Origin of the sequence: Spartinivicinus marinus (genome assembly GCF_026309355.1) — a bacterium.
Taxonomy (GTDB): Bacteria; Pseudomonadota; Gammaproteobacteria; order Pseudomonadales; family Zooshikellaceae; genus Spartinivicinus; species Spartinivicinus marinus.
Genome location: NZ_JAPJZK010000001.1, coordinates 4,149,205 through 4,165,676 on the forward strand (window position 1 = coordinate 4,149,205; position 16,472 = coordinate 4,165,676).

The window sequence follows — 16,472 nt, forward strand, 5'->3', positions numbered from 1 at the left end:
TATAAATTTTTGCGCACTTTCTTCGCTGTAGTTTAATTGCATAAGTAGTCTCTCGCTGTATGAAATTTAGTAAAATCGCTGCATTTTTCGCCTGGGTAATTGCCTTTATGGCAGCCATGGCCAACGCTTCCACCGTGAATTATGACCTGCGGTCTAAACAAAGGTTGCATCAATCCATCAAAAAAATTCAGTATGCTCTGAATGTGTCGGATTGTACTCAAATTGATTATTTTTTATATAGAGATAAAAAATACCCCGTTAACGAAGCGATTGCTAACAAACAGCTGGGTGGATGTGAAATTACCTTGGATGCAGCGACCGAGGACTTTCTTAATCCATCAGTAGACGTACATTTTGTTGATGGCAGCACTGAAACATACAGCGAACAATTTATTCTTGAAGATAATCAGCAGCCTCAATTAGCAATTAATACAGTTGGTTTTTCAGCGTTAGATGATCAGCAAGCTTTACGATTAGTACTAAACAGTAATGATAATATTGACTTAGCTTACTTAGCAGTCAATGTGGTAGGGCTGCGAGCTAGTGATCTACGTAATAATGGTGGCGTCATTCAGGCTACTAAACAATCAGCATTTTTAGCTACTCAGGGAACCGTTAGGCAATTTCCTGAAACCGACAGTCAAACGGAATTTAGTTTTACTATTCCTTTTAAACAACAGCTCACTGCTGAAGCACTGCAACATGATGGTATTTTATTAATTGAAGCTACAGCAGTTGATGCTTCTGGCAATAAAAAATCCTTAAGTGAATTACGCTTTACAGGGACCGATGTTGAAGAAAAAGCAAAATCACTGAGTGTTTTTCCTGCAAATGTTAACCTGACTAATATTTTAGAAACGGTTGCCTTGACACCTGTAGTGGATTTTCAGTTTAGAGGTGCTACCCAGTTACCAGGTTTAGGGACTGGCATACAGTATCAAAGCTCTCGTCCAGATTTAGTTAAAGTAACAGATTCTGGTGTATTAATTCCGCAAAAAGAGTTTAAAGACGAACAGGTTGCAGTAACCGTTTTATACCCTGGTTTACCTGAAGTGAGTGTACCAGTTACTGCACATTTTTCTAAAACCTTAGAGAGGTTAGCGTTTAAGGACGTAACAGATGTATTGACAATTGATGGACTGAATCAATTTATTAAGCTGCCACCAGTTGTTGCCTATTTTAAAGGTGAAGAGACACCAGTAGAAGTAACAGCAAATTTCCCAGTAGAGATAAAACTAGCCGGTGCGGTCAGTGAAGTTCTAAAACTCAATAAAAATAATGAGCTGATGGCAAAGGCTGTTATTCCTGAATCTGTGCCAGGTAAGTTGATGATCTCATCTCCACTATTACCAGGACTAACCTTTACAACCAATGTAGTGGCTAAGGATGCCCCACCGACAATTGAATTTACTTTACCTAAAAAGGTAATAACAAGTGAATCAATTGAGTTGAAACCTGTTGTCAATGATGATGTGGCAATTAAGTCTGTTAAATTTTGGTTGAATGGGAATCTGTTAGATGAGGTGATTGAGGCTCCATATCAAATAAACTTTCAAACCGTTGAATCCATGGCTGGATCACAACTGTCTTTTAAAGCTGTAGTGACTGATAGCTTAAATCAAGCAGTTGAGTCACAAGTACAACAAGTGTCGGTTGTTCCACCTGAAAAGCCAGTGGTTCCAGAATATACAATCGATCAGCCGGTGAATAATAATCGTGTGGTTGAAAATTCACCTTATCGCTATGCACTGGCTACTAAATTGGGTGTTATCCCTAATATAGAGTCAAGTAGTGGCATTACTCGTATAGAAATCTTCCATGATGGCACAAAAGCAGGTGAAGTCACTTTCCCTATTATTGAACAACGAAAGTTTAAAGGTGCTGATGGTAAAGAAAAAACAGCACTTTATGAGGTCTGGCAATTAAAACTGAATGCACCCAATATTTCTGCAGACACAACCAGTGTGAGTGTCTATGCCAGAGTACATGTTGCTGGGGGCGGTTACCAAGATAGCCCTGCTCGGCTATTACGGGTATTGAAAAACCAACGACCAACAGTATTTATTAAAAATCCTATCCCTAACAGCAGTGCGACTGTTGGGGAAAACTTAGTGGTTACCACAGAGGTGATTGATGATACTTTATATCAAGGCACTCAAGTGGAATTACTGGTTGATGGTGAAGTTGTTAAAACCAAGCATATATCCGAAGAGAAAAAAGCCTTAAGTTCTGAAGATAAAAACAATAACTATCAAGCATCTGGCAAGCTGGAAAGTTTTGAGTTACCCATTAGCAAAAGCTGGTTAGGCGAGGTTATTAAACTATCGGTTCGGGTAACTGACTGGCATGGTCAAGTAGTGGTTTCATCTGAACGAAAAGTTTCAGTTCAAGGTGATCAGGCACCAACAGTTGCTGTGACCAGCCCCGTTAAAGGGCAGCATGTCACTTCAGGGGAAATAATAGAGTTGAGAGCGAGTGCCACAGATGATGTAGGCATTAAAAAAATAGAGTTCTTTGTCAATGGTGTCAGTGTTGGTGCGGATTACCAAGCCCCTTTTTCAGTCAACTACCAAACCCCGGAAAATTTGGTTAAAGATAAACTAGAAGAACAAACTCTCGCTATTTACGCTGTTGCGACAGACACTAATGATGTCAGCAAAACCAGTGAAACGATTAAAGTTACCTTAGGTTATGATGAACAACCGCCCGTACTAAATATAGTATCTCCAGTGGCTATAATGACAGCGGGCAATGAAAGTGTTGCAGCTGTTACGGAAGATTCTGAAATAGTTTTTAAAGTAGCTGGCTATGACAATATTGGTGTAACCAAGCTAACGGTTCGTGGCATAAAAAGAACTAATCAGAGATATGAATTAACAGGTAATGAAGAACATATTCTGACGGGTAAGGACTTTCCACCCCAAGTGGTGCCTACTGGGTTAAATGCCTATTCAGCACTTAAGCTGGTTACAGTGCCTAAGTTTGAAGTGGGTGATGAAAGCCTTCAAGTGAAACGCTATCAAGTCACTGTAGTAGCTGAAGACGAGGCAGGTAACAAAACCCCAGCAGCGATTGTTATTGAAGTAAAACGAGATCAAAAACCAGAAATTAAAAATCTGACTTTAGATAAATCAGCTTACAGTACTAAAGATGACATTCGTCTTAGCTTAACTGCAACGGACGATTTAGCGGTTACTGCATTAAAGTTTGTATTAACGGATGAAAATGGCAAAACCTTAATAGAAAAACTGCTGAGTGCAAGCACTAACAAAAATAGATTAATCCCCCAGGCAATTGTCCAGCATACTGAAGACTTTAAACTGGCAGCCTTAACTGAAAAACTAGCGAATAAAAATCAAACTCTCAGTTTAACTGTTACCGCTTACGATAAACGTAATACTGAGCAGTTTGCTACCACAGCCACTAAAGCAATATCGATTAAAAATGATACAGAGGCGCCTAAGTTTGCATTAACCAGCCCAGCGCAAGGTTCAGAGCTATTTATTGGGCAGTCTGTTACATTTAAATGGGTTGCAGCAGATAACAATGGTTTAAAATCATTAAAGGCAACTTATGGCTCTCAAGATTTATTTTCTAAAAAGTATGCTGAGCTAACCAAAAGAGAAACAGGTAGTTTTTCGTTTGTCATACCTGAGTTAACCAAAGAGGAAGCAAAAGCAGGTATTGATATTGAATTAACAGCAGAAGACAGTTTTGAAAATAAAACGAAACCGACCATATGGCATTATCAAATCAGTCGTGATACACCACCTACGATCAGTATTCGTACACCAGCCCATGGTTCACGTTTGGTCGAAGGTGAGTCGTTTCAACTCGCTGCGCTGGTGAATGATGATAGAAAACTAACCGAAGTTTATTTCTTTATTCGGCAATATGATGAGAGTGGTCAGCTTGTTCGAGAGTTGGTACGTGAAACAATTAAGTCATCTGAATTAGCTGCAGCAGTTGAGGATGGTGATTATATCGTAAGAAGCATGCATGTACCCCATTTGCCTGAAACAGGTCAGGTAAAAGTTGGTGTATTTGCTAAAGATAATAAATCAGTTAATGGTAGGATAGTTGGGCAAACCACTGAAGAAATATTAACCTTAGCTATTTTACATGACCAAAATAAACCTAGCTTAACTTTAATAGAACCCTTAGAAGCCGTATCCCTTTATCCTGGTCAGACCTTTAAAATTAAAGGTGAAGCCTGGGATGATAAATATATTGATATTAATAATGTTAAAGTCACGTTCACCTTACCTGATGGTGAACAACAAGTCGTTGATTGGACAGAATTTAGTGCAACACCTGAAGTAGAAGCAATCACCTTACCAAATCCTGGTACATTTGGTGAAGTGAAAGTCGCTGAGCGCTATCATGTTTCGTTTAAAGGAATTATTACACTACCGATTGAGTTCGTAAAATATGCAGGCAAATCGGCTTCATTTACTGTCACTGTAAGAGATAATGGCTACAATGAGGAGCAAAGCCCGGCTATTCCTGTACATATTTTAAAGGATGAAGATGCGCCTGTTATCAGCGTATTAGAGCCAGAAAAGCTACTTTATGACCAGCAAAAATATAAAATAGATATTAAGATTTCTGACCAATCTTATGTTAAGCATTATAAAATTTATTGGCTGGATGGTGAGACAGAAGAAGTATTAGCTGAAGATACAGCTGATACAGATCTGGTACGTTATTACAATGATAAGGTGTCGTTGGCTAAATATAACCCTGTAACTGAGCAGCGTACTTTAGTCTTACGCATAGAGGCGGAAGATGCTTTAGGTAATAAAGCAGAATATGATCATAAAATTCAGCTACATCCAGACCCTGCACCTGTTATTAAACCCATGGCAGAGCATAAGCAACAGGACTGGGAGCAAGGTCTGTTAAGCTTAATTAACTGGCAGGTTGATGATAATTATGCTGATAGTGGTCTGCCTATTAAAACAGCTACACTGTATAGTTCCTTGCAAGGCTTTTATCAGCATGAAGCACTTGCTTTGGATGAAAATACCGGCCAACAAAATAGCCGACAGCCAAAAGGTTTAACAGTTGTTCCGGATTCACGCAACAAGAACGTTTACTTTCCAGCGATTGAAATAAATTATCCTGAAGCCAGTCAGGATATCTCTCTGCAAATTAACAATAGTGAGTGGTTAAAAACAACAAAAGCTGGCAAATTAGTTGTTTCTTCAAATATTGGCAAAATAACTCAATTAACCTCATTGGCAATTGCTGGGGATGTTCCTGCTAATATTCAATATCGGGTTAAAACCTTAAGTACTAATGTTTGTCTTGCCAGTGAGAGCGAGAAGGTTTTATCCAAAGCAGAACTTGATCAAGTATTAGCGATTGACGAAAAATTAAATGAGTCGCTGATGCCTTTTGCTAGGTCACTGCGGCATTCCAGCCAAATTATTATTTATCCTGAGTTAGCTAATAATGCTGGGAATGCAATCAATACTGGTAACACAATCAATCAAAGTCAACCTGCACTGAGCTGGTTAAAAGCGATTGTGGTTGAATGGACTGCTCCTGCACATCGCATTTATGAAATAGATCAGCATAAGTTTAATGTTAGCCAGGCTCCTGCAACCATTAGTTTAATGGTGCGAGATAATACGGCTGTTAATAGTGAAAGCGCTGATCAAAATACTAAATGGGCGTGGTTAGGTTTAATTCCAAGCATTGATGCTCATAAAAAATCATTTGGCTATACGACAGCGGCTGCTGTACCTAACTGGTTAACACCAGGTGATCTAGTGGTGACGTTAGCTCATGCGGTTGACCACTTAAGCAGCATTCGTGATGCCGTAGCGCTAAAAGTGCTTACCCAGCATTCAGTGTCCAGTGATTTATTGCGTCCTGAATTAACCATTGAAAACCCGCTTTCTGGCACTATTGCCAAACCACACCAACGTTTTGATTTGAAGGCATTGGTTAAAGACAATAGCCATGGTATTGAACGTCTGCAATTATTTGAAAATGGCGAAAAAATCCAAGAGCTAGGTGGTCAGTACTTTAAAAAAGATGATACCTATAAACTGTTTTATCAAGTACCTGCTGAATTCAACCAAGGTGAGTTAAGTTTACAGGTTGTTGCGCAAGATAAAGCGGGTCGTCGTGCTGTTGAGCAAGTGGATTTACCGCTTGTGACAAATGAGGTACCGCACTTTGAACTTACCCGTTTTAGCAGTTACTTAGTGGGTAGTGAATTTAAAATTAATTATACCGATCCTGTTCGAATTAATTATGGTGAGTTTTGGTTACGCCAAGGAGAAACCTTTGAGATAGCCGCTCAGGTAAATGATGATGTTGGTCTGAAATCATTTGCTATTTACAAAAAGTCTCGTACAGGGGATTTGGGTAATCCAATTGCTAGTGAGAACTATATTACATCATGCCCTAAGCCTTGGGTTAAACATGCGAAAGAAGCATTTAAAATTAAGTTTAACGAGGCTGAACCTACAGAATATGAGATTGTTCTTACTGATACATTAAATCAGGTTGCTAAAAGAACCATTTTAATTCACCCGATGGCGAATATGGCGCCACAAGTCCGTCTAGTGTCTCCTACTAAAAAACAAAAAATAGTTGCTGGCACTTTATTAATTGAAGGTGTAGTTGTTGTTGCTGATGACCGGGAGTTGTCACAGAACAAAATAAAGATATCTGTGAAAGACCAGAATATACCCATTACGCATGTGAGGTTAGACACCAAAATTGATCAAAGTTATAACAATGACTTTGATGAAATATTTAATGACATAGCCACGAATTACAATCGTACTTTGGCGAGGGATTTTGGTCGAGTTGACAGTGCTAATTCACGGCAAATTAAGTTTGCTATGAAAATCCCAAGTGGGCTTGTGCGTAATTCTGAGGATGTCACAATCCAGGCAACGATTACAGATAGTGATAATGCAATAGGTAGTGATCAAGTCACTTTTAAGGCAGAAGCTGATAAAATAGCACCAAAAATAAGCATTGATAAACTAACAGAGTTAGATGGTGTTATAGAAAACACCGATTTTACTGCTAGTATTCAGGCGTTTGATAATGTAAAAGTTAACCAGCTTAAGCTCTATACTACTTATGGCTTACACTCCCCTGATGGCCGCTACATAAAACAGCCTTACCAGTTGGTGAGGACAATTCAGGGTATTGAGGATAAAGACTTTAATGATCGTACTCCTAATATTGAAACCCCGGTGTATAAGCAGGTGGTTCATAGCAAGCGTGTTTTAGAACTAATTAAACAGTTTGGTATTGATCAGCGTAGCTTTACTGAAGATCACCGCTTTGATATCTGGCTAAAAGTGGAAGCGACAGATAGCAACGGTAACCCTGAGATGAAAGAGAAGGCTCTTTCAATCAGAGTTGATGAAAAGCCTAATATTGATATTGTAGAGCCATTGGATGGTAGCAAAGTAGCAGAAGGGGATAAGTTATACGTTAATGTCAATGCATTTGATGATGTAGCGATTGACCACCTGCGTTTGACTGTTTTCCATACGGGTAATGCTAACCCAGAACAAGCCATTTATGATATGAAGTTAAAGGCAGCGCCTTATAACTTTATTGTCGATGTGCCAGCATTTAACAAACAAGATAAAAGTAAAAATATCTTGAAGTTAAAAGTTGATGCGATTGATAGCTTCGGTAATAAATATAAAGATGCGTTAGATAAGCACACGATCAGTAAACCACTTTCACTAGAAATTGTTGAAGATGAAAGCCCAGTCGTTGTCATTGCTGAACCTAAACCTGATTCATCTACAGGGCTGATCAAGCGAATTGAAGGCGAGTTGTTACTCGTACAAGTCAATGCTATTGATGATTTAGGTATTGAGCATGTGTCGTTAAATGTTAAAGGGCTGATTTCCGGTAATAAAACCCTGACCGATGCTCAATTCCCTTATGAATTTTTAATTAATATTCCTTATGGTCAGGCAGGAAAAGATATTCTGTTGTCTGCCCAAGCTGTAGAGAAAAAATATACTGCAGATGCTGAGGCAAGAGTTGCTCGTACGGTAGAAACCACAAGAGTTGTTGTCGTTAAAGATGAAGAAGGACCAAACCCTGTAACAGTAGTAAAACCTGAAGCAAATGCCAGTGTGAGAGAAAAAGGCTATTTAGATTTTCTGGTTGAAACTGAAGATAATGTGCGAGTGGCATCAGTACAGTTTTTATTGAAGTATGGTGATAAGGTAATTGGTAAGTCGATTGCTTTACAAGCACCTTATGCAGGGCAATTTAAAATAGGAACCATTAAAGATTATTGGCAAGGAGAAGGGGATTTACCCAAGGAATTAAGCTTAACCTTTGAAGCCATTGCTACGGATGGAGCAGGTAATAGCACCCCAAGTGATGTTAGAGCAATTCGTTTGCTGGGTAATCAACCACCGCATCAAATAGCGATCAAGGTATTTGATAGAAAAGCAAAAGAATACGGTAAGAAAAACAAGGAAGCTTCTTTATCAACAGCCATTGCTGAAGGTAGAGAAGTTATATTAGAAGCCTCTGCTGTTGATCCAGATGGGGTTGGAATTCAACGCATTAGTTTTTATCAGGTGGTAGATCCGGCAGACCCCACTAAAGATATTAAGTTAAAAACGGACGAAACAGCACCCTTCCAGTTCCATTACACTATTCCTAGAAAACCGGGTGAAAAAGTACAATTTAGAGCTATTGCAGAAGATATTGATGGTTATCGCTCCCAACCTGGTGGTTTGCTGACTATTGATATCACCAAAGACCAAGCACCCAAGGTAGCAATTATCAAACCTGATAATAACCAGTCGGTTGTGATTGATGGGCAACCGTTGGAAATTACCGCTGAGGTGAAAGATGATCTTGGTTTTGATGGAGTAGACCGAGTCCTGTTTTATGTGAATGGACAGTTGGTTGCTACTCGTTATCAAAATAAAACCACTGAAACAGGCAGCTCAGCTCAAAAAGTTAATTTCAGCGCATCCATTGATCCACCCCAGGGAGTGGATAGCTTTGCTATTCAAGTAATGGCTTATGATATTCTGGGAAATTTAGGCAAATCACAAATTGTTCGGGTCGGTAAAATTGATGACACTGTTATCCCTAAAATTGCACTAATAGGCCCTGTGTCTGGTGAAGTGCTCACTGAAGGAGATGAGTTTGGTATTTTTGCTGCTGTTGATGATATTGGCAGTGATAACCGTAAGGTTAAAGCAGAGCTTATTTATGAGTATCAGGATGAAAATGGCCAATGGAATGCAATTAATCCAGCAACCACTATTGAGTTAGCTCAAAATGAACAAGACTTGTTGGGAGATGAGCCAAGAAGTGAACCTGAAAACCACCATTATATTTACTGGCACCGGTTTACCTTAACTGTTTTCCAACAGCACCGTTACAAGCGATTAAGAATAAAAGCTTGGGTAGAAACTGAAAATCATGGTGAAGTTTATGCTGAAGAGTCTATCCATGAAATAGGGCAGCGATTTAGCCAGCGTTTGTATATAAAACCTAGTGGGGAAAGTGGTGATTCAGTAGGTAAAGACGTTTTTTATACGGCAGTTGATCAATACAACTCGTTTGAACGTAAAGGGGCTGTAATTGCCGCTTGGAGCACTGTTAATCCATTAACCTATGAGCCGGGTATTGGCACCAAGAACATTAGCCAATTAAATAAAGGTAATAAATCAGCAGTATACCCTCGTACTGGCCTTTATATGTTGGAGCTCGCTAAAGATAGGGATAGTAGTGGAAGCAGTGAAAAAACTGAAATACTACTGCATGACAATTGGCATGGCTATTTAGATATATTTACGGGTGTCATTTCTGAACTGGCAGTGCAGTCTGACTTTGTGTTGGCTGCTAAATCAGCAGTGTCTATAAATAATGCTGAGAAAACAGCTGAACATGAATTTGTTAATGGCTTAGTAGCAGAACAAAACAAAGTAAATACTGCAACAGATGCTAAAGGCCGTAATGATAAATTTGCAGGGAGTGAACTGTTAATTTTTGCCTGGCAAAATGGAGATGGCCAATTTGGATTATTACCCACATTACAAGGAAGAATTGGTTTACCTTATAACGATGTATACGGCATTAGCCGTCAAGATAACTTGGCTTTTGTTGCTAACGGTCATGGTGGAGTTCAGGTAATTGATATTAGTTCTCGTACAGCCCCTTACCATGTTGGTTATATTAAGCCTGATGGTTTTGCTCGTGATGTGGCAATAGCCAATGGTTTTGCCTTTATTGCAGCTTCTCACGATGGCGTAGTTGTTGCGGATATTACTGATCCTTCCATGCCGATTGTGGCTAAGTTGGATACGCTTGGGGTTGCCAACCGTCTGACTATTGATGGTAATAGACTCTATGTGACGGATATGTCTGGCAGTGGTGGTGCATCTCAGTTAAGTGTCATTGATATTTCTACCCCTCATCAGCCTCGTTTACAACGGACAATTGCATTAATACCTGCCCGTGAAGATTGGGTGGCAGATGGTGTTTATGATGTTGAAATTGTAGGGCATCAAGCTTATGTCACGGTTCATTATTCTGATCAGGAAGATAAACCTGCCCAAGCCTTAATTGAAACGATTGATCTAGGCCGGTTAGCTAATCCACAACTGGATGCTACGTTACCAACAATTACCCATAAGCGTGCCAGTTGGTTAGACAGTGGGGCCAGAGGTTTAACATTAGCCCGTGGCTCTGTTTTTGCCGCTGCAGGTAAGCAGGGAATTGCTCGCTTAGAGACAGCAGAACTTGCTGTCACTAATCATTATCCTGCTACGGGTGAGCAGTGGATGCCAGAGCCAGATAATGACGTAACACCAGTATTAGATGACCGTATCAGTATAGAGTTTTCCGATGTTATTGGCATAGAAGAAGCCAAGCTGGCTAAATATATTGATGTATGGGTTGGCCTTCCAGGCAATGGTGATGAAGCAAAAAAACTGGTTGCCAATAAATTGGGCGTTGGTCTTGATGAAATTGGCTCGCTTCCGTTATTAGGAGAAAAAGTTACCGATCTATTTAATATTAAATTTGCTCGTCGTGATGGCAATCAGCTGGCTAAACGATGGGTTGAGCTTGTTCCTAAGGATACTAAGAATCTCCAGTTAAATACCCGTTACTATGTTCAGGTGAAAAAGGATTTAGCGCCTGAAAATGGCGATGCCATGGGCAGTGACTATGTATTTGATTTTGTTACTTACCCTCAGCAGTTAGCAAATAAACCTACAATATTGTTAGGCTCTAAGGGTATTACCCCGAGTGTGGGTGATATTCAAGGAGGGACTGAAGTTGCCATTAAAGGTAAAAACTTTGGTGATAGCCCTCAAGTGTGGATTGGCGGCCAACTACAGCAGGTAATGTCTGTTGAAACAGATGAAGCCACTGGGCAGCAGACGATTCATATTATTACCTCTCCTCACTATGCGGGGGCAGCAGCAGTTAAAGTAAAAAATACCGCTACTGAATTATCTGTTGTGCGAGTAGGTGGCTTTATTTATACGGATCAACTGCATGTGTCTTTTATTGATCCATCAGTGGTTTCAACCAAGCAAATTGGTGATCAACAAGTAAAAATTGTTGGCCACGGTTTCCATAAGGGTATTACGGTTACCGCTTACCCAACGGGTAAGCCTGAGGCTGCAAAGGTATCCACAGTCGATCAAGATAAATTATCGCTTTATAGTGCAGAAACCATGCACTGGGTGCTGCCTAACTTTACTGATAAAGGTTTTCCTGATTACCGTGGTTTTATTGATGTTGAAATCAGTGATGACCAAGGCCGTCGTTTTGTTCTACCCAGAGCGATTTTTTACGGTAAATTACATGCAAATCGTGATTTGCATACCAGTACTGAAGAACCGTCAAGTAAGGACTTTGTTGCCCGCAATCCGCTTAAAATGCCGATGGGGCGAATTACTGACTTAGTTGCAGATGAAAGTGAAAAACTGCTGTATGTATTAGGAGTTGGGGTTAATGCGAATCGGGTTAACCCTTCAAGTTATGCAAACCGCCATGTTTTTGAGCATGACTATGTGCCTGGCTGGATTAGTGTTATTGCATATCAACCAGATTTGGAAGCAGAAAGTAATAGCTTTGGGGCTAGGTTGAGCGCTGCTGCACCTATGGTTGGATTGGGCTACTACAACTTACCCCAAGAGCTAAAACCATACAGCATGTCCTTGAACAAGGCTGATAAAAAGTTATACGTCACCGCTCGTGGGGTTCACTTCGATGAGTTTGATACTCAATATGAAGATCAAACTTGGTTGTTAGTATTTAATAGCATTGAAAATAAACCCGTTGATGATGCAGTACAGCCTGAGTCGGAAAATAGAGGAATTACTTATGCGTTAAGGTTGCCTACTGATGAGGCACCAATTGATATTCAACAAGCAGGCAAGCTGTTGTTTATTAATTTAAGTAATGATGGTATCGCGGTAGTGAGTACCCTTAACCCTGAAAAACCATCATTGGTTAAGATTATTAATCGTTACCAGTATAAAGGCCAACCTGCAAAATTAGCGGCAAAACAACTGGTGATTAAAAACAATCGCCTCTATGCAATAGCAGATGCTGTGGCTGTGTTTGATATTACTAAACCTTCATTGCCACAAATCGGCGCATTTGAAAATAAACAGCCGATGACTGGCGTTGCTGGCCAGTACCGTTTGGCAGCAGGTGATGTAGCAGTTTTTGAAAATACCTTACCTGACTTATGGCGTCAGTTAGGGAAATTTAATGGCTATGGCTTTGAAGTGCCTGGTCAGGCTGATGCGATAGCTTCACAACAAACAACCGTGGCTACAATTGAAAACAGTGGTGCAGGTTGTGAAGAAGGTTCTAGTAAATATTTAGGTATTTATGATGTTAGTGATGTTGAATCAATTAGTTTATTAGATGCAATTAAGCTAACTAATTGTACAGGTTATAACTCCCCTGGATTTGATTTTGAAAACACTAATAGCCAGGAAGCAGGTTATGTTGGCCAGCCATTGTATTACACAAATGATGGCGTGTTAGCGACAGTCGTTAATCGTTGGGGAGGAGAAAGCGCCGAGTCTTCAATTTTGTATTTGATTGATACTAAAATACAGGACTTGGTTGCAGCATCACCGGTTGATGGCAGTCAAGGGGTAGCCTTAGATACACCTATTATTCTCACCTATACTCGGCCTATTACTACAGCTAAAGAGGTATTAAAGCAGGGTATAAAACTGGTTAAAGTCACTGAAAATAGTGAAAACCAAATAGTTGAGTTTGATTTAGCTATTAAGGCAAACCAGCCTAATCAATTGCGTATTATTCCCAAGTCTTTACAGGCGAATTCTCAATATCAATTGGTTGTTACTGGGGATAAAGTATTACGCCGCTCAGCAGAATTATTTAATTATCAATTAAGTTTTACTACCGCTAATTTTACTGGTGCTAACTTAGCGATTGAAACCGTTTCACCTCAAGTGGTGCCATTACAAGGTGGTGTCATTAATGTCACTTTGAAAAATGTAGTGAGTGGTACTACCCCAAGCTTTAGCATTTCTGATCAATTAGGGCTATTGAGTGAGAACGCTGGTACTGTTATTAGCTCAGAAACATCGGCGGCGACTACTACAGATAGCACTGATGGTGGTGGTATCACTTACCAGGTTAAAGTGCCTGATGGATTGCCAGGGCCAGCCACGTTAGTTGTAACAGACAGCACTGGTCGCCGTGCAGAACAGATAGGTGCATTTGTTTATGTTGAGCCACTTCGTTTAAAAGAATTATCACCAGTCGAAGGCAGCTTAGAAGGTGGAACTATAGTCACTATTAAAGGTGATGGTTTCCCGTTAGATGCCAGCCAGCTGGAAGTACGTTTTGGTAAGGTTGCCAGCACTGAAGCCAAAGTACTCGACCCTCAAACACTACAAGTTAAAACCCCGCCAGGCCGGTTGGGGATGGTTGATGTAACGGTTAAAAAATTAGCTGATAATCAAGAAAAAGTACTGGAAAAAGCTTATCGCTATGTACAGCCTGCAAAAGAGAATATCAGTACTAAACAAGTGATTACAGCGATGGCCATTGGTGGCACTTCCAACAACACCCACTTAATAGTTGGTCAAGGGAATTATATTCGCTTATTTAAAATTAGTAATGGTCATTTAATCAATCAATCTTCTGATACTGACAATGATGAAATACTCGATGGCCCACTAAATTCAGATAATTTAATGAAGTTGGTTGACCTAGATAAAGATGGTATTGATGACCGCCAAATAATGACTACAAACCTACCCGCTGGCTATGTAGCTTTAGGCATCCAGGGTTATTTTAAAAATGCTACCGATCGGATATTTGTAACAGCAGCCAAACCGAGTGGTGATGGTTTTACGGATGCTAAATTATTTATTTTGTCTGTCAGTACTGATATTAAAAATGTTCTTACGTTAAGGGAGTTACCATTACCTGCTAATTTTGCCAAAGGGCTGTCTGTTAATGACCATAATGCCGTATTAGCCATGGGAGACGCTGGTATTGGCCTAGTGGATATTTATATCCCAAGTAAAGCCTATTTGTTTGAAACCTTAAAATTACCTCATCAATTACCAGCCTTGGGTATTGCGCGGCTTGCTGACAAGCCTAGTCGTGATGTGTTGTATGCAGTAGCTGCAGGTGACTGGGACTACAAAACCCAGCAATTAACCAGTGCTGAACGTGCAGGAGAAGGGGGCTTCTATATTATTGGTCGTGGTCAAAATGGGTTAACCATTGTTAGCCAGTTGGATATACCGGCCAGTAAAGTCATTGTTAAAGGTGATTATGCCTATTTAGCGACAGGTGATCGTGGGGTAGTGGTTGTTAATGTTAGCAACCCTGCTAAACCAGTCGTCGTAAGTCGTCTAAGTGGTATAGGCTATGTGTATGATATAGCCAGTAAGGGGCATTTACTCTATCTAGCACAAGGTAGCACTGGAATATTATCAGTTGATGTGACTGATCCCGCTCAACCTAAAGTATTAGAAGGGATGGATGCTTATCAGTCTAGTCATTTAACCCACGTTATTGCTTTACCTTATTCTGCCCTAGGGGCGGGTAGTCAGGATCGGAAAAAATACCCAGGGGTTATTCAGATAACCAATGATGTGGCGTTAGCATTACATCGGGTTGAGCCTATAAATGGTATTTTGGATTACAATGCTGAAAATAAACTGCTGGCTAAATTAGTATTTAGCAAGGATATCGCAGCAGACTTTAATAAAGCTAAGTTTTCAGTAACTAAGGAAAATGGCGATACAATTGAATACGCTATCGATCTAAATGGTAATGATGCTGAAGTTACGCTAAATAAAAATCATGGTTTAAAAGTTAATGATAAGCTGTTTATTAACGTAGCCAGTGGTTTAGCCTCATATAATAAAACGACAAATACAGTCTTATATCAGTTAGAAAAAGACCAGCAAGTAGCCTTAACTTTTCGTGGCAAGCGCCCAGACAACATTGCAATTGAAGCCATTTTACCAAGACGGGTATTAACAGGTAAAACCCAACAGGTAACAGTGGGTGTGTATGGGGCACCGCTAGATAAAAGCCGAGTTGAACTATGGGTTGCAGGTAAGCAGTTATCCATCAGTAAAATTGAAAGCCATGATAACCAAGAGCGGTTAGCCATGATCACCGCTGAAGCACCGGCAATTGATGTACCTGGTTATTACGATGTATGGGTAAAAGTTGAAAAACAAGGCATTTGGCAAAAAGCCATCTTACAAGGCGCTTATGCCGTTGATCATGCCATTAAATTGCACTCTGTTACCCCAAGCTGGGGACCATTAACTGGTGGCACTCAAGTTGAATTAAGAGGTGAAGGTTTTGAGCCTGGTAACACGGTAATGGATGGTTTGCAGCTGTTTATTGGCTCTACTCCTGTAACTGACTTCGAAGTACTGGCTACCAACCGATTAATTATGCGTACCCCTAAAGGTGTGGTGGGTCGTCATGAAGTGATTGCTGAAAACCGTTTTGGCGATCAAGTACGTCTTGATCGTAGTAACGGTTTTGGTTATGGCTTAAAACAACTGGCTGTGACTCAGGCTACCCGTGTGGGCCCGGTTGCTGTGACAGTTGACCAAACCGATGGTGTGGCTTATACCGCAACTGGCTTCTTTACTGAAGTGACCCCTTATAGTGGTAAAGATCCGTCAGTCATGCGCTCATTTGCGGTGAAATACCTAGATCAATATTTACCTGAGCAGCTGCGCCTTGCCACATTTGATATTAACAATCCATCTCAGCCTTTATTAGTTGGTGGTGCCCCTGTATTGCCAGAAGCCAAACAGGATGATGAATTGGTAAAAAATGCGCTACTTAGAAAACTATTAGCAGCAAAAGCATTAGGTGATGATCCAATTGACTCTATCTTTGAAAATGGCAAGTTGGAAGACAACCTTACTGAAGAAGAATTAAATGAGTGGCTGAAA

General features: G+C 40.2%; 1 protein-coding gene (running past one end of the window). It reads left to right on the forward strand.

Annotated features, from left to right (window positions below):
* The first annotated feature begins 59 nt into the window (after positions 1-59).
* On the forward strand, positions 60-16,472 hold the start of the coding sequence (locus tag OQE68_RS18845; RefSeq protein ID WP_180567624.1) for an Ig-like domain-containing protein. 25,191 nt of this gene lie beyond the right edge of the window; the window shows 16,413 of its 41,604 coding nt (coding positions 1-16,413); it begins with the start codon at positions 60-62; the stop codon falls past the right edge of the window.